We start from the raw sequence: 18275 nt of genomic DNA, 5'->3' as shown, positions 1-18275 counted from the left end.
CTACCAGCTGTAGCGCATGCCGCCCCTGACGCCGATGCCTTCGGTCTGGTCGGCGAAAGTGTAGTCGACCTTGGCGAACACGGCGGTCTGGGCGCCGGGGTTGAAGAAGTTGACGCCGGCCGAGACCACGCCCCAAACCTCCTCCGGTTCGTCGGTGAACCGGAAGGTCGTTCCGCTCGAGGTCAAGGTCGCGTGGTGCGAGCCCGACAACGTGCCCCATAGGCTGCCGACGATGAAGGGCTCGATGGTGGTGCCCTGCCAGATGTCGGAGCTGGTGCCGAGCCTCAAGCCCACGCGCCCGCGCACATTCTCGTCATCGCCGAAATTGATGGCGTTCCCGTCGAGGACGAAATCGTCGATGTCGCTCCACGACACGGCGATGGTGGCGAGCGGCTCGAAGAACGGACCATACCGCATGCCACCGAAGCGGTAGCCGGCGTCGGTGCGCACGCCATAGGTCGTGCTGTCGAGCTTGTCGGGGAAGCCCCGCACGTCTCTCGGGTCGAGCTTGGCGAAGAACGCCTTGGCCAGCGTATCGACGAACAGCCCGCCGTTGAGATAGGTGGCGTAGGCGCCCGCCTCGCCGCCGCCAAGCTCGAAGGCGCGGGCCAGCGACTTGTAGGTGAGCGCGGATTCGATCGCGCCGCCGAGCACGCCGAACACGAGAATGTCGCCGTCCGCGAACAAGTCCCGCTTGCCGAAATCGATTCCCGATTCGACCGTCCAGATGTCGAGATCGCGGTCGAGATTGTAGTGATAGGTTCGGCCCCTGGCCGTCGTCTTGGCGTCGTCCTCCAAGTCGAGCCAGGTGCCGGCGCCGCGCACCCACACCCCAGGCGTGAAATTGTAGAGTTGCTCGCAGCGTACAGTGTCATGCCCGCGCGCGGGGTCGCTGCATACGGACCCTTGCGCCAGCAGCACGCGCAGGTCCGTGCTCTGGTCGAACCACGTCTCCGACGTATTGTGGAACGTGTCGTGCGTGACCGTGACGAGGTGCGGCAGGATATGGGCACCGCCGCCGGGATGGTTCTTCAGCTCGAAGATGCCGCTTCCCGTCGGCCGGAAGAACAAGTCGTAATCGAAGAAGCCGGTATCGATCGGATGGGCGAGATGGAACGCATTGCGCTTGACATCGCCGTCCACGAACACCACCGGGATACCCTTGGTGTCGAGCCGCGCCGCTCCCGGGTTGGTGTTGTGCACGTGCACCAAGGTCCTGCCGGTGACGTCGCCCTCAATGATGAAATGGTCCGAGGGCGAGTTCGGCCCGGCCAGGAACGTGTCGACCGCCAGGGTGGAATCCCCGGAAGCCGCGAACGCGAGGTCGGTGCCGCCAACCGTATTCGAGATCCGGAAGACGTCATTTGCCTTCCCATCCTCCATGGTGATGGTGCCGCGGTTGTTGAACCGCTCGAGCCCGACGAAGCGCGTGAATTCGCCCTGGGAACGCTTCGTCGCCGTGCGCAACGTAGCGTTCGCCTCGTTGGTGAATACGTCGTTCCCGCCGCCGAACTCGCTCGTCTCCTTCGCGTCGAACAGGCCGCCACCCTGGTTCACGAAGATGTCGCGGTTGTTGGTGAGATCGACGAAGCCCGTGATGGTGCCGCGGTTGTAAATCGAGCTGCCGGCGCCAACTGTGTCGATGGCGAGATTGCTGCCGGCCGAGATGTCGCCGCGGTTGACGATCTTGGTCGAGGTGTTGCTGCCGCCATAGATTCCGACGGTGCTGCCGTAGACCTCGCCCGAATTGTCGATCGCGATCGGCGACGATGGTCCGAACGAGACGGCGGCGATGCCGATTCCCAATGTGCCCTCGGCGCGCACGCGCCCGCTGTTTTGGACGTTGAGAGAGCTGTTGCCGAGTACCGTGCCGGCGAAGATGCCTTCCGAAAGCCGTGCCTTGGTGGTGATATCGCCGCTGTTGACGATGAGGAGATCGCCGTTCTGCCCATAGGTGAACGCGTCGATGCCTTCGGAGAAGCGGCCCTTGGTGGTGATCGTGCCGCTATTGATGACCGTGAGCTTGGCATTTTGGCCGGTGGTCGTAGCGTAGACGCCCTCCGATCTCAGTCCCTCCGTCAGCATGTCCCCGTTGTTGACGATCCAAAGATCGCTGTTGCGGCCTGTTGTCAGGCCATTGATGCCTTCGGCGTCCTGCGCGGCGGTGGCGATGCCGCCGTTGTTGGTGATGCTGAGATCGCTGCCGCGGCCCGCCGTATAGCCGTAGATGCCGATGGCGCCGGCGCCGGCGGTCGCGATGTCCCCGTTGTTGACGATCTCAATGGGGCTGCGGCTTGAAACGGTCGCCGCCTCGATGCCGATGGCACCGAAGCCGGCGGTGGCGATGCCGCCGCTATTGATGATGTGAATCGGGCTGACCGGGCCGAGAGTGTTGGCGGAGATGCCGATCGCGCCGGCTCCCGCCGTGGCGATGTTGCCCGAATTGTTGACGTCGATCGACCCGAACAGGGCGGCCGTGTTGGTCGAAATACCGAGCGCGCCGGGGCCGGCCACCGCAAAGTCGCCCGTGTTGGTGAAATCGATGAAAGCGCCGATGCCGATCGTGTTGATCAGGGCGCAAGTGCCGAGAAAGGCGCAGTCGGCGTTGTTGGTAAGCACGACCGGGAAGGGCGAGGCGGGAATGAACACCGCTTGCTGGGCCGACGCGGTGGCGCTGCCGAGGAGAAGTGTCGACACCAGCGCGGTGCCTGCCAATAGGAGACGGCGGTCGCTTCGGAGAAGGAGGCGGGGAGGGGTCGCGTTACGACAAGACTTATTGTCCGCGGCAGCAAACACACCACGCCTGCGGCGATGCAATCGCCCCATCGCTAGGTCCCCCCAATCCGTCCCCGGCTAATGGTTGGCTAATTTCCGGTACGCCGCTAGCCGGTAGCTGAGTAATCCACAGCTGTGGATGGATTCGCCTTGGCAGTCCACGGCTTCTCAGGGGGAACGCTTTTCCCAAGCCGGCCCACGCGGGAGATTCAACGTGCGCCTCTCCACCGAAACGAAAAGCGGTTCTTCTACAAGCCACTTCTGAGAACGATTTTTCGTCCTTTCTTGTAGAACCACCTTTTTGGGGGAATGATTTTTCAGTAATCTGGGCCATCTATTAAGGGTCGACGGGACCCGCCCTGGGCACCGGTTTAAGGCGAGCGAGATGATCATCGACGCGAGTTTCGCCGCGGCCGCATCGCGCGCTTGCGGCGATGTTCATCCTGACAAGCCCGCCCGTATCGCGTACATGGGCCGCTCGCTCGAACCGCGGCGCCAGTCGAGGGTTGCTTGAGAATGTTTGTCAACGTGCGCATGCCCGACGGCACCGTTCACCGCCTCGAAGCCCTCGAGGGCTGGCGCGTGATGGAGGTGATCCGCGACTGGGGCCTCCCCATCAAGGCGGAATGCGGCGGTGCCTGCGCCTGCGCCACCTGCCATGTTTGGGTGGGCGACGACTGGGTCGAGAAGCTCATGCCGCCCACCGACGAGGAGCTTGAAATGCTGGACGGCGCCTTCCAGGTGGACGAGCGCTCGCGGCTTTGCTGCCAGATCATCATGAGCAAGGCGCTCGATGGGCTCGAAGTCGAGCTTGCGCCGGAAAGCCTTGCCGAGGCGCCCGCGGCCGTTGCGGTGGGGAGCTAGGGCCATGCGCACCTTTCCCATCTTCGTGAGCTTTGACGGCAAGCCGCCGCTCGTGGTGGGCGGCGGCGAGCTCGCCGCCATCAAGACTCGACTCTTGCTGAAGCGCGCCGCCACCGTCGACGTCGCCGCGGACACTTTGGGCGCCGCACTTGCCAAGCTCGCCGAGGCCGGCTTGGTCACGCAGATCGCGCCGCAGCCCGGCATCGATCAAGTGCGCGGCCGCCCGCTCGTCATCGCCGCCGCCGAGGACAATGAGGAAGACTCCCGCGTCTCGGCCATCGCCCGTGCGCTCGGTGTGCCGGTCAACGTGCCCGATCGGCCCGAGCTGTGCACTTTCGTGCTTCCCGCCATCGTCGATCGCGGCGAGGTCACGGTCGCCATCGGCACCTCCGCCGCGGCGCCGGTCCTGGCGCAGCGACTGCGCGCCTGGCTCGAGCGCGAGCTTCACCCGCGGCTCGATGCGCTGGCCAAGCTCGCCGGCGAGTTCCGCGGCCGTGTCGCCGACAAGGTCCCGTCCGGCGCGCCCCGGCGGAAATTCTGGGAAGCGGTGTTCGAAGGCGCCGCTGCGGAGGCCATGCTGGAGGGCGACGAGCCGAAAGCGCGCGCGCTCATCGATGAGGCGATCGAGAAATCGGCCGGCGCGCACCAGCCGCAAGGCCGCGTGCTCCTGGTCGGTGCCGGACCCGGCGATCCCGAGCTTCTCACCATGAAGGCAGTCCGCGCGCTGAAGGCGGCCGACGTCGTGTTCTACGACCGGCTGGTGGGCGACGGCGTGCTCGATCACGCCCGCCGCGAGGCCGAGCTCATCGCCGTTGGCAAGGCCAAGGGCGCCCACAGCGTGCCGCAGGAGGAGATCAACGCGCTCCTCATCGTGCGCGCGAAGGCCGGCCAGACCGTGGTGCGGCTCAAGGGCGGCGATCCGTTCATCTTCGGCCGGGGCGGCGAGGAGATCGAGGCGCTCCGCGCCGCCGGCATCGCCGTGGAGATCATTCCCGGCATCACCGCGGGCATCGCCGCTTCGGCGAGCCTGCAAATCCCGCTTACCCACCGCGACGTGTCACACACCGTGACCTTCGTCTCCGGCCACGAGGCCGGCGGCAAGGAGCCTAGCTTCGAGCATCTCGATCTCAAGGCTTTGGCCGGCGGCAAAAACACGCTGCTTGTCTATATGGGCGTCACCACCGCCGCGGTGATCGCGCGCAAGCTGCTCGAAGCGGGTTTCAGGCCGGACCTACCGGTGATGGCGGTGGAGAACGCCACCCGCGACGACGAGCGCCGCGTCCTAACCAACATTGCCGCGCTCGCCGCGCGGCCGGAGAGCCTGGGCTTGAAGAGCCCAGCGGTGCTCATCTTCGGCGAGGTGGCGGGTCTTCCCGCCGCGGGCGTGGTCGAGGACATCCTCGCGCTGGAGGAGGTCAAGCGTGTCTATGCCTAACGTCGTCACCGCCAACCGTCTGACCGACGGCATCGTCGTCTATCTCGCCGCGAACGGCGAATGGACCGAGGACATCGCCAGGGCGCGGCTGGCCGAGACCGAGGAAGAAACGAAAGCGCTCGAAGCGGAGGCCGAAGTGGCCGTGCGCGCGCGTCGCGTCGTCGCCGCTTATCCCATGGAGGTCGCGCTGAAGGACGGCGCAGTCGATCCCCTTTCCGTGCGCGAGCGTATTCGCGCCTCGCACCGCACCACGTTGACGAAGGATTGGTACGATGTACCGCTATGACGAGTTCGACCACGCTTTCGTGCGCGAGCGCGTGGCGGAGTTCAAGGATCAGGTTGAGCGCCGGCTCGCCGGCCAGTTGACGGAGGAGGAGTTCCGCCCCTTGCGCCTGCGTAATGGGCTCTACCTCCAACTCCACGCCTACATGCTGCGCATCGCCATTCCCTATGGCGTGCTCTCGCCCCGCCAGTTGCGGCAGCTCGCCATGATCGGCCGCAAATGGGACCGCGGTTACGGCCATTTCACCACACGGCAGAACCTCCAATACAACTGGGTGAAGCTGGTCGACATCCCCGACGTGCTGGCCGCGCTTGCCGACGTCGAGATGCATTGCATCCAGACGAGCGGCAACTGCGTGCGCAACGTCACCGCCGACCCGTTCGCCGCCGCCGCCAACGACGAGCTGGAGGACCCGCGTCCCTGGTGCGAGATCCTGCGCCAATGGTCGACCTTGCATCCGGAGTTCAGCTGGCTGCCGCGCAAGTTCAAGATCGCCATCTCAGGCGCCGCCGAGGACCGCGCCGCCATCGCCTTCCACGATATCGGGCTCAAGATCGTGCGCGGGCCGAATGGCGAGAACGGCTTCCGCGTGCTGGTCGGCGGCGGCATGGGCCGCACGCCCTATGTCGGCCAGGAGATCAGGTCCTTCCTTAAGAAGGAGCACCTGCTGTCCTACATCGAGTCGATCCTGCGCGTGTACAATCTGTTCGGTCGCCGCGACAACATCCACAAGGCGCGCATCAAGATCCTCGTCAATCAGCTCGGCATCGACAAGTTCCGCGACGCGGTCGAGGCCGACTGGGAGGCGACCCACAAGACCGCTATCGACCTGCCCGAGGACGAGCGCCGCCGCATCATGTCCTACTTCGCGCCGCCCGCGCTCGAGCCGCGGCCGATGCGCGACGAGGGCCTCGCCGCGCGCCGCGAGACGGACCCCGTGTTCGCCACCTGGTACAAGCACAATGTGCGGCTGCATCGCGTGCCCGGCTACGCGACCGTCGTGATCTCGCTTAAGGAGCCAGGCCGCACCCCCGGCGATGCCTCGTCGGAGGCCATGGACCTGGTCGCCGATCTCGCCGAGCGGTTCGGTCATGACGAGATCAGGGTCAACTACACCCAGAACCTAATGCTGCCGCATGTGGCCATCGCCGACATCCCTGCCCTCTACGACATCCTCAAGGAAGCGGGCCTTGCCACCGGCAATTTCGATCTCCTCGGTGACATGATCTGCTGCCCTGGGCTCGACTACTGCAATCTCGCCAACGCCCGCTCGATCCCCATCGCCAAGGAGATCGCCAAGCGCTTCGAGGACCCTGCGCGCCAGGAGCTGATCGGGCCGTTGCGCCTCAACATGTCCGGCTGCATCAACGCCTGCGGCCACCATCACTCCGGCAATATCGGCATTCTCGGCGTCGACAAGAAAGGCACCGAGCTCTACCAGATTTCGCTCGGCGGCAATCCCAAGGACGACGCCGCCATCGGCACCATTATCGGCCCTGGCTTCCGCGCCGAGGCGGTGCCGCAGGCCATCGACACCATCATCGACACCTATCTCGCCAAGCGCGACGAGGGAGAGAGCTTCCTCGACACGTGGCGGCGCGTCGGGCCTGCGCCCTTCAAGGAGGCTCTCTATGGCGCTGGTTGATCTCCACACCGGAGCCCTCGTCGGCGGGGCCACCGAGGTCTCCACGGTGCTCGAGCCGACCGCCGACGAGAGTGCCTTGTCGGAGGCGGCCGGAGGCAACGCGGGCCCCATCGCGATTTCCTTTCCCGTGGTCACCGACGGCCGCGGCTTCAGCCTGGCGCGCCTCCTGCGCGAGCGCCACGGTTTCAAGGGCGAAATCAGGGCGGTCGGTCACCTCATTCCCGACCACGGCCAGTTCCTGCTGCGCTCCGGCTTCGATACCGCCGAGATCAAGGACGCTGAGGCGGCGCATGTGTGGAAGGCCTCGCTCGAGCGCATCCGCCACAATTACCAGCCGGCGGTGCGCAACTGGCTGCCGCTACGCTGGGACGCTTCGCGGAAAGAAGCGGCGACCCTCGACGAGCGCCTGGCCCGCATCGACAGCCTCACGGACCGCATCAGGGAGGTGAAGCGCCGCATCGAGGGCCGCATCGCCTTCTCCACCAGCCTCGGACTTGAGGACCAGGCCATCCTCCATGCCATCGCCGACTCCGGCGTCGACGTCGACGTGTTCACCCTCGACACCGGACGCCTGTTCCCCGAAGTGCTGGAGACCATCGAGCTATCGGAACTCCGCTATCGCCTCCGCATCCGCCTCGTCGTGCCCGATGCCAAGGAGGTGGAGGAGCTGGTCGCCCGCGACGGCGTGTACGGCTTCCGCCATGCGGTGGAGAACCGCAAGGCCTGCTGCGAGATTCGCAAAGTACGGCCGCTCAATCGCGCGCTCGAAGGCGCCCAAGGGTGGATGGCCGGCCTTAGGCGCGAGCATTCCGACGAGCGCGCCGCCGTGCCGCTCGCCGAGTGGGACGCCGAGCGCGGCCTGACCAAGATCAATCCCATGGCTGACTGGTCGACCAAGCAGCTGATGTCCTACATCGCCGCCAACAACGTGCCGGTCAATCCGCTGCACGCCCGCGGCTTCGTCTCCATCGGCTGCGCCCCGTGCACCCGCGCCGTCCAGCCTGGCGAGCACCCGCGCGCCGGCCGCTGGTGGTGGGAGAACGAGGAAAAGAAGGAGTGCGGCCTCCATCTCAACGGCAAACGCAAAGGGAAGGCCGCATGACCGCGCTCACCTCGCATCTCAAGCTGCTCGAAGCCGAGAGCATCCACATCTTCCGCGAGGCGGCGGCGCAATTCCGCGCGCCCGTCCTGCTCTATTCGATCGGCAAGGATTCGACCGTCCTCTTGCATCTCGCGCGCAAGGCGTTCTGGCCGGCCAAGCCGCCGTTTCCCATTCTCCACGTCGACACCACGTGGAAGTTCCACGACATGATCGCCTTCCGCGACCGCACGGCGAAGGCGTTCGGCCTCGATCTCATCGTTCATACCAATCACGACGGGCTCGCCCGCGACATCAACCCGTTCGATCACCCGCCCTCCGTCTACACCGACATCATGAAGACGGTGGCGCTGCGCCAAGCGCTCGACACCGGCGGCTTCGACGCTGCTTTCGGCGGGGCCCGCCGCGACGAGGAGGCCTCGCGCGCCAAGGAGCGCGTGTTCTCGTTCCGCGCCGCCGGCCATCGCTGGGAGCCGCGCCGCCAGCGTCCCGAGATGTGGCAGCTGCTCAACGGCCGCCTCGGCAAGGGCGAGACCGTGCGCATCTTCCCGCTCAGCAATTGGACCGAAGGCGACGTGTGGCGCTATATCGCCTTGGAGCAGCTCGATGTGGTACCGCTCTACTTCGCGCAAGAGCGGCCCGTCGTCGTACGCAACGGCCAGCTCATCATGGTCGACGACGAGCGCATGCGGCTCGAGCCAGGCGAGAAGCCGCAAATGCGCAAGGTGCGCTTCCGCACCCTCGGCTGCTACCCGCTCACCGCCGCCATCGACTCCGAGGCGGACGATCTCGCTTCGATCGTGGCCGAGACCTTGGCCGCGCGGGTATCCGAACGGGCGGGGCGGCTGATCGACCACGATCAGGCCGGTGCTATGGAGATGAAGAAGCGTGAGGGGTACTTCTGATGGACGTCGCTGCGCTTGAATTGGAAGTTCCGGTCCGGACCGTACTCGCCCCCGGCGATAAGTCGGAGGCCATGGTCAGGCTGCTCACCTGCGGCTCGGTCGATGATGGCAAGTCGACTCTGATCGGCCGGCTGTTGTGGGACGCGGCCGGCGTCACCGACGACCAGCGCGCCGCCATCCTGCACGCCTCGCATAACCGCGCCGTCAACGGCGAGCGCATCGATTTCAGCCTGCTCCTCGACGGTCTCCAGGCCGAGCGCGAGCAGGGCATCACCATCGACATCGCCTGGCGCTATTTCGAGACGGCGCGCCGCCGCTTCGTCATCATCGATTCGCCAGGGCATGAGCAGTACACGCGCAACATGGCGACCGGCGCGAGCCACGCCGACGTCGCCATCCTCCTGATCGACGCCCGCCACGGCGTGAAACGGCAGACGCGCCGCCATGCCGCCATCTGCGACCTGGTCGGCATCAAGAAGGTCATCCTCGCCGTCAACAAGATGGACTTGATCGGCTGGTCCGAGGCGCGCTACCGCGCCATCGAAGCCGACTTCCGTGCGCTTGCCGGAAACTTCGCCTTCGCCGAGATCGCCACCATTCCCGTGGCGGCGCTCACCGGCGCCAACGTCGTCGCCCGTTCGGCCGAGATGCCCTGGTATTTGGGGCCGACCCTGCTCGATTATCTGGAGCGCGTCGACCCAAAGGCCGAAACCGCGGACGCGCCGTTCCGCATGCCGGTGCAGCTCGTGCTGCGCGCCTCCGGCGATTTCCGCGGCTATTCCGGCACCGTGACGTCTGGCGCTATCAGGGCCGGTGACCGCGTCGTCGATGCGCGGACCGGCCTCAGCGCCACCTTGCGGCGGATCACCACCATGGACGGCGACCGTCCGTTCGCGGGGAAGGGCGACGCGGTCACCCTCGTGCTCGACACCGACCTCGATATCTCGCGCGGCGCGGTCCTGTCGGAGTTGAAGCGTCGCCCCGTGAATGCCGACGTCATCGAGGCGCGGCTCGTCTGGCTCTCGGAGCAACCGTTCGATCCCGAGGCCGGTTATCTGCTCCGCACCGCCACCGACTTGACGCCCGTCACCTCGATGAGCGTATCGGCGCTGGTCGACTTCGAGACCCTTGCCGCGACACAAGCGCACCAATGCGGCGTCAATGACATCGCCGACTGCCGCATTCTGCTCGGCCGGTCGACGGCGCTCGATCTCTTCGCCGACCTGCCGCTCACCGGCAATTTCGTGCTGGTCAGCGCCATCGACGGCGCCACGGTGGCCGGCGGGGTCGTCACCTGGGTGCAGACCGGAGCGGCCACGGTCGGCGACCACGTGCTTGTCCTGAACCGCGAGAAGCTCGCCGGGTTGTGCGCCGATCTCGGCGATTCCCCGGCCGATTCCGCCGAATTTGCCCGTCGTGCCCAGGAGGTAGCAATTCTGCTACGCTCGGCAGGGGTTCCGGTTCTGATCGAAACCGACCAATAATAACGGCCCGAAGGGGTCACGATCTCGCCGTTAGCGTAGGGGGAGGCTCGCATTAATGGTTGACCTCAGCTGGGCAGCAGCCCTGCTGCCCCTGGCTGGCGCTGGCTTTGGCGTCGGATTTCTGGTGGGGCTGACGGGGGTCGGCGGCGGCGCGCTGATGACGCCTTTGCTGATCTCGACCTTCGGCGTTTCGCCCGCGGTCGCCGTCGGCACCGACCTGCTCTATGCCGCGGTGACCAAGACGGTCGGCGGCTGGCGCCACCATGTCGCCGAGAATGTCAATTGGCCGATCGTGTTCCGCCTCGCCGCGGGCAGCATTCCCGCGGCCATCGTGCTCCTCGCCATCATGGCCTCCATGCCGCTCAACACCGTGGCCATGGCGCATTGGATCCGCTATGGCCTCGCCTTCGCGTTGCCGGTGAGCGCCATCGCCATCGTGCTCTATCCGATCCTGATGAAGGGCCATAAGAACGGCAACGCCGACGGGAAGGATCCGCCCCGCACGCTCGTCACCGTGCTGTTCGGCGCGGCGCTCGGGCTGCTTGTGACCCTGACCTCGGTCGGCGCCGGCGCCATCGGCGTCGTGGTGCTCGCGGCGCTATTCCCCTTACTGCCGGCGCGGCGCATCGTCGGGACGGACATCGCGCACGCGGTGCCGCTCACCCTCGTCGCGGGCGCCGGCCATCTCGGCCTCGGTCACGTTGATGCGGGAATTTTGCTCGCGCTGCTATGCGGGTCGATCCCCGGCATCCTGTTCGGCGCGCGCCTCGCGGGCGTCGCCCCGGACTGGCTGCTCAGGCCGCTGCTCGCGCTCACCCTGTGCTACGCCGCCTACGCGCTGCTCAACAAATAGCGCTGGCCTTTAGGCCACGTGCCGCTCGATGCCTGACAGCGCGTCGTCGATGTCGCTCTTAGCCGCCTTCAGCGCGCCGTCCCGGTGCAGCGACAAGGTGTGCAGGGGCGATTGGGCGATGATCGGCAGGTCGGAGCGGGTGGGCAGGATCTTGGCGCACCAGTTCGACCACTCGCGCCGCAGCCTGATCTCGTATCCCCGATATTCGGACTTATTGGTAGGCATGGGCATGTCTCTCCACGAGGCGTGCCCCCCGACACAAATTTGCCTGTATTAGCTAAGGTTTCCCCGTCTTTGTGGCAAGAGGAAGCCGCCGGTGGAAAACCTGGTCTTAAGGTTGAGAGCAAAACTCAACAGGCTGATTTATTGAGGCTTTTCCGAAGCGGGGGAGGGCGGACCGGAACGAAAAGCCGAGCCGGCGGTTATGAATTCAGCAAGGCATTTCGCGATCCCCGCCGACAAGACGATTGGATCGCTTCAGGCGGTCCCCGCCGACATTGCCAACTGGATCGCGGAACGCCCCGTCATCGAAACAGAACCCCGGACGACCCGTCCGGGGTTCTTTTGTTGGCCGTTGGTAGTAGTTGGGCAGTTGGGTAGCCCGGGTGGAGCGAAGCGTAACCCGGGAAGCAGCTAGCCGAGCGCGGCGCCTTCGAACAGCGGCGCGGCCAGCACGCATGCAGCTGTCAGCGCGGCAATCACGAGCAATTCGTACTTGAGCGTCATGGCGGTCTCCGCGTTCGCGCGAACCAATCTCGCCGATTTCACTTAACGACTGGTTTCAACGATTGGTTTCAGGAACCGGGGCGCCATCACTGGCACGTCCTCCCAAAGGCGTGCTCGCATAGCCCTGGTGGCCTATACTCGCCCCGCCCCCAGAACTATATGGGCTCTACTCATCGCCTTTCATGCGCGCGCAACCAGGTCAGAGAAGGAGCGCATCATGACAATCGACGTAGATACGACCCAAACGATCATCGTCGACGAGTTCGACGACGCCGGCGGCCCCGGGCTTCGCTACATAACCAACGAAAACATCGAGATCACGATCGATTTCGCCGTGTTTATCGGTTCTCAATCCGATGACGGCGTCGAAAGCACCCTTGACGGGAGCACGCTGATCAACAACGGCAATGTTTTTTCCGGAGGCGCCAACGGCGTGAGATTCGATGGCAACGACACCACCATCATCAACAACGGCAACATCGTCACCGGTGTCTTCAATGGGTTCAACATCGGCAGCGTCAATGGCTCGGTCATCACCAATAACGGCACGGTGTATGCCTTTCAAGGCAATGGCGTCAATTACTCCAATACCCAAAATGCCATTCTGACTAACGCCGGCGAGATCTATGCAAATGGCATAGCCGTCCGTGATAGTACCGATGACGGCGCGACCATCGTCAATTCCGGGTTGATGAGGTCCGATAGGGACGGCGTCGAAGTCTCAATCGACGATGGGGAAGTCACAGAGATCACGAACACGGCAGGGGGCACGATCAGGGCCGCTGTCAACGCAATTGAATCGTTCGGAGGAAGGATCTCGCTCGACAATCGCGGCACCATTGACGGCGTCATTGACCTGGACGCCACCACCGGCAACGTCAACGACGTGGTGATGAACAGGGGTAAGATCACCGGCGATGTTTTTCTCGGCGACGGCGACGACAGGTTCAACGGTTCAGCCGGCACATCGGTCGAAGTGTTCGGCGAGAACGGCGACGATACGCTGATCGGCGGCAAGAGCGGCGATCGGCTGAACGGCGGCGACGGTAACGACACCGTCAGAGGCGGGCGCGGCAAGGATAGTCTCTTCGGCGGCGACGAGCGCGACTTCTTCGACTTCAACTCGATCAATGACAGCATGAAGGGCGGAAAGCGCGACGCCATCAATGACTTCGTGCGCGGCAACAACGTCATCGGCGACGAGATCGACCTCGAGGACATCGACGCCAAGACGGGAGTTTCCGGCAATCAGAAGTTCAAGTTCATCGGCAAGAGCGACTTTCACGACAAGAAGGGCGAGCTGCGTTACGAGGACAAGGGCAACAAGGTCATCGTGCAAGGCGACGTCAACGGCGACGGCAAGGCCGACTTCGAGATCCTGGTGAAGGTGGGCGCGCTGAGCGCCGGCGATTTCGTCCTGTAGCGCCGGGGCTCGAAACGCGTCGTGACAGAAAAACTGGTGCCGCCGGACTGGATTGAACAGTCGACCCCGTCATTACCAATGACGTGCTCTACCACTGAGCTACGGCGGCGAATGACACCTCGAAGGCCGTTTTGGGGCTGATGCCCGGCACCTGGAATGCGGCCTTTTCGTGCGGCGCGCAACCTGCCATAGGGCAGGGGCATACGCAAGGAGCGGCGCCCCGCAGGCCCCTGGCTTCGGCCGTGCCGCCCCAGCTCAGCCCCATGATATAAGAGCCCCAGTCATGGCCGAGGAGAGGGACCATAGAGGCGGCGGGAAGAGCCCAGACGCGGGCGCCGAGCGCCGCGCCCGCCTCGAGCGGGAGCTTCGCGCCAACCTCTTGAAACGCAAGGCGCAAACCCGTGCCCGAAAGGCCACACCCACAAATAAAGAAGGCGGGACAGAACCGCCGCGGGGGGAGTAGAGTTATCGTTTGCCGCCCGAACGGCGGGGGCGCCTGCGCGGCGCGTGTACGGGGAAAATTAAGCGCGAGGGGGTAATGTCGCGCGAGGGAGAGTTTTTAATAATGGATCGCATCCGCATTGTCGGCGGCCAGCGTCTGCACGGCACCATCCGTATCAGCGGTGCCAAGAACGCCGCGCTGCCCCTGATGATTGCGAGCCTTCTCACCAAGGACACCTTGACCCTCCACGGCGTGCCGCGCCTCGCCGACGTCACGCTCCTCTCCCGCATCCTCGGCAATCACGGCGTCGACATCACCATCGCGGGAAAACGCGCCGGCCAGAGCACGAGCGACGGCCAGACCTTCAAGCTCACCGCCGCCGAGATTGTCGACACCACGGCGCCCTACGAGATGGTGGCGCGCATGCGCGCGAGCTTCTGGGTGCTGGCGCCGCTGCTTGCCCGCTGCGGCGAGGCCAGGGTGTCGTTGCCCGGCGGCTGCGCCATCGGCACGCGGCCCGTTGATCTCCACCTGACCGCGCTCGAGGCGCTCGGCGCTTCGATCGAGCTCGACGGCGGCTATGTGATCGCCAAGGCGCCGAAGGGGCTTATCGGCGGTCGCGTCCATCTCGCCAAGGTCTCGGTCGGCGCCACCCATAATGCCTTGATGGCCGCCGTGCTCGCCCTCGGCGATACGGTGATCGAGAACGCCGCGCGCGAGCCGGAGGTGGCCGATCTCGCCGCCTGCCTCGTCGAGATGGGGGCCAAAATCGAAGGTATCGGCACCTCCACTCTGCACATCGAGGGCGTGCCGTCGCTCCACGCGGCCGAGCACGCCGTGCTCCCGGACCGCATCGAGACCGGCACCTACGCCATGGCCGCGGCCATCACCGGCGGCGACGTATTCCTCGAGGGCGCCCGCGCCGACCTCCTGCAGGAGGCGCTTGACATCCTGCGCACCTCAGGGGTCGAGGTCGAGGAGACCAACTTCGGCATCAGGGTGGCGCGGAACGGCCACGGTCTGGGGCCCGTGTCCGTCGAGACCCAGCCCTTCCCAGGCTTCCCCACCGATTTGCAGGCGCAGCTCATAGCGCTGATGTGCACCGCAAGCGGCGTGTCCGAGGTGCGCGAGACCATCTTCGAGAACCGCTTCATGCACGTGCAGGAGCTGGCCCGCCTCGGCGCCCGCATCGACCTCAAGGGCGATACGGCGCTCGTCACCGGCGTCAACGGCCTGCGCGGGGCGCAGGTCATGGCCACCGATCTCCGCGCCTCCGTGTCGCTCATCATCGCCGGCCTCGCCGCCCAGGGCGAGACCACGATCGGCCGCGTTTACCATCTCGACCGCGGTTTCGAGCGCATCGAGGAGAAGCTCCGCCATTGTGGCGCCCATATTGAGCGCCTTTCCGGCTAGTCGCCTCTGCGCTATTGGTTCTTTCCCATCCTCGAGCGTGGTAGTTCCCATGCCCCAGAGAGGCGCTCCTTTGCCATGACCCCGTTGAAGCTGCTCGCCCTCGATGAAGAAGACCTCGCCGTGGTGTCCTCGCACCTTCAGGATGCCGTGGTGCGCGTCGGCGACCTTGCCTATCTGCCGTCGCAGAAACGCTTCGCCGCGGTCCTCAACCGCTTCGATTGGGAGGGTGTGGGTGAGGGGACCAAGGACTACCGCCGCCGGCGCACCGCGCTCCGCTTCGACCGGGTGCTTGCCGCCCAGCACAAGGACCTCCGGCCCGACTTCAAGGACCGCGTGCTGTCGCTGCTTGCCATCTCCTTCGAGGCCGAGGACCCGCCGAGCGGCAACATCACGCTTCTCTTCTCCGGCGACGTCACCATCCAGCTCAAGGTCGAGTGTCTCGAAGTCGAGCTGAGGGACCTCGGCCCCGCCTGGCCCACGAGCCGCAAGCCGGAGCACCCGGGCGACGGCGCCGCCGGCGGGGAGAGCCCCGGCGCGTCCGGCACTTGAGGCGGCGCCATGGTCCGCCTGCTTGATAGCCGCGCTCCGGATTTCGAGGAGCGCTTCACCGGCCTTCTCGCCGAGAAACGCGAGGCCGCTTCCGACGTCAACGACGCCGTCGCGGCGATCATCGCCCGCGTGCGGGAGGAGGGCGACGCCGCGCTGATCGACCTCACCGCGAAATTCGATCGCCTCGACCTCCGCGAAGCCGGCATCGCCATAGAGCCCGCCGAGATCGCGGCGGCGCGGGGCCAAGTCGACGCTGAGACCCTCGCCGCGCTCGAGCTCGCGCATGCGCGCATCCTCGACCATCACCGCCGGCAACTGCCGAAGGACGACCGCTACACCGACGCGAGCGGCGTCGATATCGGCCAGCGCTGGACGCCCGTCGCCTCGGCCGGGCTCTACGTGCCTGGTGGCACGGCGAGCTATCCGAGCTCCGTGTTGATGAACGCGGTCCCCGCCAAGGTCGCCGGCGTCGCGCGCCTCGTCATGACCGTGCCCGCGCCGGGTGGCGTGCTGAACCCCCTGGTGCTGGTCGCCGCCGCGCTCGCCGGCGTCGACGAGATCTACCGGGTGGGCGGCGCGCAAGCCATCGCCGCGCTCGCCTTCGGCACCAAGACCATCCGCCCCGTGGCCAAGATCGTCGGCCCCGGCAACGCCTATGTCGCCGCGGCCAAGCGCCAGGTGTTCGGCCAGGTCGGCATCGACATGGTGGCCGGCCCGTCCGAGGTCGTGATCATCGCCGACAGTGGCAACGATCCGGCGTGGATCGCCGCCGATCTGTTAGCGCAGGCCGAGCACGACGAAGCGGCGCAGGCGATCCTCATCACTGATGATGCGGACTTCGCCAATGCCGTCGCTGCGGCGGTGGACGCCCAACTCGCCACTCTGCCGCGCGCCGCCACGGCGCGCGCTAGCTGGCAGGATTTCGGCGCCATCATCCTGGTGAAGCGCCTCGACGAGGCGCCGTCGATCGCCTCCCGCCTTGCGCCCGAGCATCTGGAGATCGCCGCCGAGAATGCGGATGCGCTCGCGGCCAACGTCACCGATGCCGGCGCCATCTTCGTCGGCCGCTACACGCCGGAAGTGATCGGCGACTACGTGGCCGGCACCAACCACGTGCTGCCCACGGCGCGCAGCGCCCGCTTCGCCTCTGGTCTCGGCGTTCTCGATTTCATGAAGCGCACGTCGATCCTGAAGCTCGATGCGGCGAGCCTCAAGGCGCTCGGGCCCGCGGCCATGGCGCTCGCCCGCGCCGAGGGGCTCGAGGCGCACCGCCGCTCCGTCGCCATCAGGCTCAATCTGCCGGACTAGAAATGGCCGAGAACGACGAAGAAGACCTGCGGTCCTGGCCGGAAACGGCGCGCCTCGTCGAGGTGACCGTCGACGAGGCCTCGCTCGGCCGCGACAACGCCGAGGTCGAGCACGAGCGCGAGGTCGCCATCTTCGACCTCCTGGAGAAGAACAATTTCGCGCTGGAAGGCCATGACGGCGTCGGCCCCTACACTTTGCATCTGTCGCTCGCCGACAACCGCCTCGTGTTCTCCGTAGCCGACACCGAGCGCGCGCCGCTGCAGCACGTGATGCTGTCGCTGTCGCCGTTCCGCCGCATCGTCAAGGACTACTTCATCATCTGCGACAGCTACTACGCCGCGATCAAGACCCAGCCCGCCTCCAAGATCGAGGCCATCGACATGGGCCGCCGCGTGCTGCACGACGAGGGCAGCCACCTCCTGATGGAACGGCTCAGGGGCAAGATCGCCGTCGACATCGCCACCGCGAGACGCTTGTTCACCCTGCTCTGCGCGCTGCACTGGAAGGGCTGAGACCTTGGGCGCGGGGGCCGATCTGCCGGGCGCGGTCCTCTTCGCCTGTAGCCGCAACGCCGTCCGCTCGCCGATGGCCGCCGCCATTCTCAAGCATCTCGCGGGGCGCCGCATCTTTGTGGACTCCGCCGGCGTGCGCCCCGGCGAGCCGGACCCCTTCGCCGTCGCCGTGATGGAGGAAATCGGCATCGATATGTCGCGTCATGTACCGGCGGCGCTCGCCGATGTGCACGACGGCTCCTTCGATCTTATCGTCACGCTGGCGCCCGAGGCGCAGCACAAGGCGCTTGAGCTTGCGCATGGCTACGCCGTCGACGTCGAATACTGGCCGACCCCCGACCCGACTCTGACCCATGGCAGCCGCGAGCAGATCCTCGACGCCTATCGCGCCGTGCGCGATCGCCTGTTCGCCAGGATCAAGCAGCGCTTCCCGCTCGCCGCCGCGCCGGGCGTGTGAGCCTTGATGCCAAGGCAGCGCAGGGTTCCTAACTCAGCACCTTCGTGTTAGAATCCCGCTTGCGATAGCGCGCGGCGGCGGCCGATTGCGCTGCTGGCCGCG

Annotated in this window: 17 protein-coding genes and 1 tRNA gene; 15 read left to right on the top strand and 3 right to left on the bottom strand. The window is 66.0% G+C overall.

Annotated features, from left to right (window positions below):
- Complete coding sequence (locus ACRECX_RS03225) at positions 1-2697, bottom strand: hypothetical protein (RefSeq protein WP_431557366.1); 2697 nt, start codon at positions 2695-2697, stop codon at positions 1-3.
- A gap of 463 nt (positions 2698-3160) precedes the next feature.
- On the opposite strand from ACRECX_RS03225, the gene ACRECX_RS03220 reads away from it, so the two are divergent.
- From ACRECX_RS03220 to ACRECX_RS03180, 9 genes are read left to right on the top strand one after another with little or no spacing between them, the layout of a single operon-like run.
- The gene (locus ACRECX_RS03220) at positions 3161-3289 is read left to right on the top strand and encodes a hypothetical protein (protein ID WP_431557365.1); all 129 of its coding nucleotides are present in this window, start codon (positions 3161-3163) and stop codon (positions 3287-3289) included.
- 2 nt (positions 3290-3291) lie between these two features.
- Positions 3292-3639, top strand: coding sequence for a 2Fe-2S iron-sulfur cluster-binding protein (locus ACRECX_RS03215; protein WP_431557364.1), 348 nt, complete (start codon positions 3292-3294; stop codon positions 3637-3639).
- 4 nt (positions 3640-3643) lie between these two features.
- Positions 3644-5074: a siroheme synthase CysG gene (cysG, locus tag ACRECX_RS03210; RefSeq protein ID WP_431557363.1), complete on the top strand. Its 1431-nt coding sequence runs from the start codon at positions 3644-3646 to the stop codon at positions 5072-5074.
- On the top strand, positions 5067-5360 hold the full coding sequence (locus tag ACRECX_RS03205) for a DUF2849 domain-containing protein (RefSeq protein WP_431557438.1): 294 nt from the start codon (positions 5067-5069) through the stop codon (positions 5358-5360). Before cysG ends, ACRECX_RS03205 begins: the two co-directional genes overlap by 8 nt.
- The gene (locus ACRECX_RS03200; protein WP_431557362.1) at positions 5347-7002 is read left to right on the top strand and encodes a nitrite/sulfite reductase; all 1656 of its coding nucleotides are present in this window, start codon (positions 5347-5349) and stop codon (positions 7000-7002) included. Before ACRECX_RS03205 ends, ACRECX_RS03200 begins: the two co-directional genes overlap by 14 nt.
- Complete coding sequence (locus tag ACRECX_RS03195; RefSeq protein WP_431557361.1) at positions 6989-8104, top strand: phosphoadenylyl-sulfate reductase; 1116 nt, start codon at positions 6989-6991, stop codon at positions 8102-8104. Before ACRECX_RS03200 ends, ACRECX_RS03195 begins: the two co-directional genes overlap by 14 nt.
- Positions 8101-9006 carry a sulfate adenylyltransferase subunit CysD gene (cysD, locus tag ACRECX_RS03190; protein WP_431557360.1) on the top strand — a complete coding sequence of 302 codons (906 nt, stop codon included), beginning with the start codon at positions 8101-8103 and terminating at the stop codon, positions 9004-9006. The genes ACRECX_RS03195 and cysD overlap by 4 nt, the downstream gene beginning before the upstream one ends.
- Entirely contained in the window at positions 9006-10490 is a 1485-nt protein-coding gene (locus ACRECX_RS03185) for a GTP-binding protein (protein WP_431557359.1), read from the top strand. The genes cysD and ACRECX_RS03185 overlap by 1 nt, the downstream gene beginning before the upstream one ends.
- Positions 10491-10545: 55 nt before the next feature.
- Positions 10546-11343, top strand: coding sequence for a sulfite exporter TauE/SafE family protein (locus tag ACRECX_RS03180; protein WP_431557358.1), 798 nt, complete (start codon positions 10546-10548; stop codon positions 11341-11343).
- Positions 11344-11352: 9 nt separating this feature from the next.
- On the opposite strand, the gene ACRECX_RS03175 is transcribed toward ACRECX_RS03180, so the two are convergent.
- Complete coding sequence (locus ACRECX_RS03175) at positions 11353-11568, bottom strand: hypothetical protein (RefSeq protein ID WP_431557357.1); 216 nt, start codon at positions 11566-11568, stop codon at positions 11353-11355.
- 718 nt (positions 11569-12286) lie between these two features.
- Between ACRECX_RS03175 and ACRECX_RS03170 the strand changes: the two genes are divergently transcribed.
- The gene (locus ACRECX_RS03170) at positions 12287-13492 is read left to right on the top strand and encodes a calcium-binding protein (RefSeq protein ID WP_431557356.1); all 1206 of its coding nucleotides are present in this window, start codon (positions 12287-12289) and stop codon (positions 13490-13492) included.
- Positions 13493-13526: 34 nt separating this feature from the next.
- Here ACRECX_RS03170 and ACRECX_RS03165 read toward each other — a convergent pair.
- Positions 13527-13601: transfer RNA gene (locus ACRECX_RS03165), tRNA-Thr, on the bottom strand.
- Positions 13602-14057: 456 nt separating this feature from the next.
- On the opposite strand from ACRECX_RS03165, the gene murA reads away from it, so the two are divergent.
- The 5 genes from murA to ACRECX_RS03140 all read left to right on the top strand — a co-directional run bounded on the left by murA (position 14058) and on the right by ACRECX_RS03140 (position 18173).
- Positions 14058-15347 carry a UDP-N-acetylglucosamine 1-carboxyvinyltransferase gene (murA, locus tag ACRECX_RS03160; RefSeq protein ID WP_431557355.1) on the top strand — a complete coding sequence of 430 codons (1290 nt, stop codon included), beginning with the start codon at positions 14058-14060 and terminating at the stop codon, positions 15345-15347.
- 75 nt (positions 15348-15422) lie between these two features.
- On the top strand, positions 15423-15896 hold the full coding sequence (locus tag ACRECX_RS03155; protein WP_431557354.1) for a DUF2948 family protein: 474 nt from the start codon (positions 15423-15425) through the stop codon (positions 15894-15896).
- A 9-nt stretch (positions 15897-15905) separates the two neighbouring features.
- On the top strand, positions 15906-17204 hold the full coding sequence (gene hisD / locus ACRECX_RS03150) for a histidinol dehydrogenase (RefSeq protein ID WP_431557353.1): 1299 nt from the start codon (positions 15906-15908) through the stop codon (positions 17202-17204).
- Positions 17205-17206: 2 nt separating this feature from the next.
- Positions 17207-17716: a UPF0262 family protein gene (locus ACRECX_RS03145; protein WP_431557352.1), complete on the top strand. Its 510-nt coding sequence runs from the start codon at positions 17207-17209 to the stop codon at positions 17714-17716.
- Positions 17717-17720: 4 nt separating this feature from the next.
- Positions 17721-18173: a low molecular weight phosphatase family protein gene (locus tag ACRECX_RS03140; protein ID WP_431557351.1), complete on the top strand. Its 453-nt coding sequence runs from the start codon at positions 17721-17723 to the stop codon at positions 18171-18173.
- Positions 18174-18275 lie beyond the last annotated feature (102 nt).

The organism is Methyloceanibacter sp. (assembly GCF_050726195.1).
Taxonomy (GTDB): domain Bacteria; phylum Pseudomonadota; class Alphaproteobacteria; order Rhizobiales; family Methyloligellaceae; genus Methyloceanibacter.
This window is presented reverse-complemented; position numbering and strand designations above follow the sequence as displayed.

Coding starts and splice junctions, on each gene's coding strand:
- ACRECX_RS03220 (WP_431557365.1), top strand. CDS start 3,161: ATGATCATCGACGCGAGTTTCGCCGCGGCCGCATCGCGCGCTTGCGGC.
- ACRECX_RS03215 (WP_431557364.1), top strand. CDS start 3,292: ATGTTTGTCAACGTGCGCATGCCCGACGGCACCGTTCACCGCCTCGAA.
- cysG (WP_431557363.1), top strand. CDS start 3,644: ATGCGCACCTTTCCCATCTTCGTGAGCTTTGACGGCAAGCCGCCGCTC.
- ACRECX_RS03205 (WP_431557438.1), top strand. CDS start 5,067: ATGCCTAACGTCGTCACCGCCAACCGTCTGACCGACGGCATCGTCGTC.
- ACRECX_RS03200 (WP_431557362.1), top strand. CDS start 5,347: ATGTACCGCTATGACGAGTTCGACCACGCTTTCGTGCGCGAGCGCGTG.
- ACRECX_RS03195 (WP_431557361.1), top strand. CDS start 6,989: ATGGCGCTGGTTGATCTCCACACCGGAGCCCTCGTCGGCGGGGCCACC.
- cysD (WP_431557360.1), top strand. CDS start 8,101: ATGACCGCGCTCACCTCGCATCTCAAGCTGCTCGAAGCCGAGAGCATC.
- ACRECX_RS03185 (WP_431557359.1), top strand. CDS start 9,006: ATGGACGTCGCTGCGCTTGAATTGGAAGTTCCGGTCCGGACCGTACTC.
- ACRECX_RS03180 (WP_431557358.1), top strand. CDS start 10,546: ATGGTTGACCTCAGCTGGGCAGCAGCCCTGCTGCCCCTGGCTGGCGCT.
- ACRECX_RS03175 (WP_431557357.1), bottom strand. CDS start 11,568: ATGCCTACCAATAAGTCCGAATATCGGGGATACGAGATCAGGCTGCGG.
- ACRECX_RS03170 (WP_431557356.1), top strand. CDS start 12,287: ATGACAATCGACGTAGATACGACCCAAACGATCATCGTCGACGAGTTC.
- murA (WP_431557355.1), top strand. CDS start 14,058: ATGGATCGCATCCGCATTGTCGGCGGCCAGCGTCTGCACGGCACCATC.
- ACRECX_RS03155 (WP_431557354.1), top strand. CDS start 15,423: ATGACCCCGTTGAAGCTGCTCGCCCTCGATGAAGAAGACCTCGCCGTG.
- hisD (WP_431557353.1), top strand. CDS start 15,906: ATGGTCCGCCTGCTTGATAGCCGCGCTCCGGATTTCGAGGAGCGCTTC.
- ACRECX_RS03145 (WP_431557352.1), top strand. CDS start 17,207: ATGGCCGAGAACGACGAAGAAGACCTGCGGTCCTGGCCGGAAACGGCG.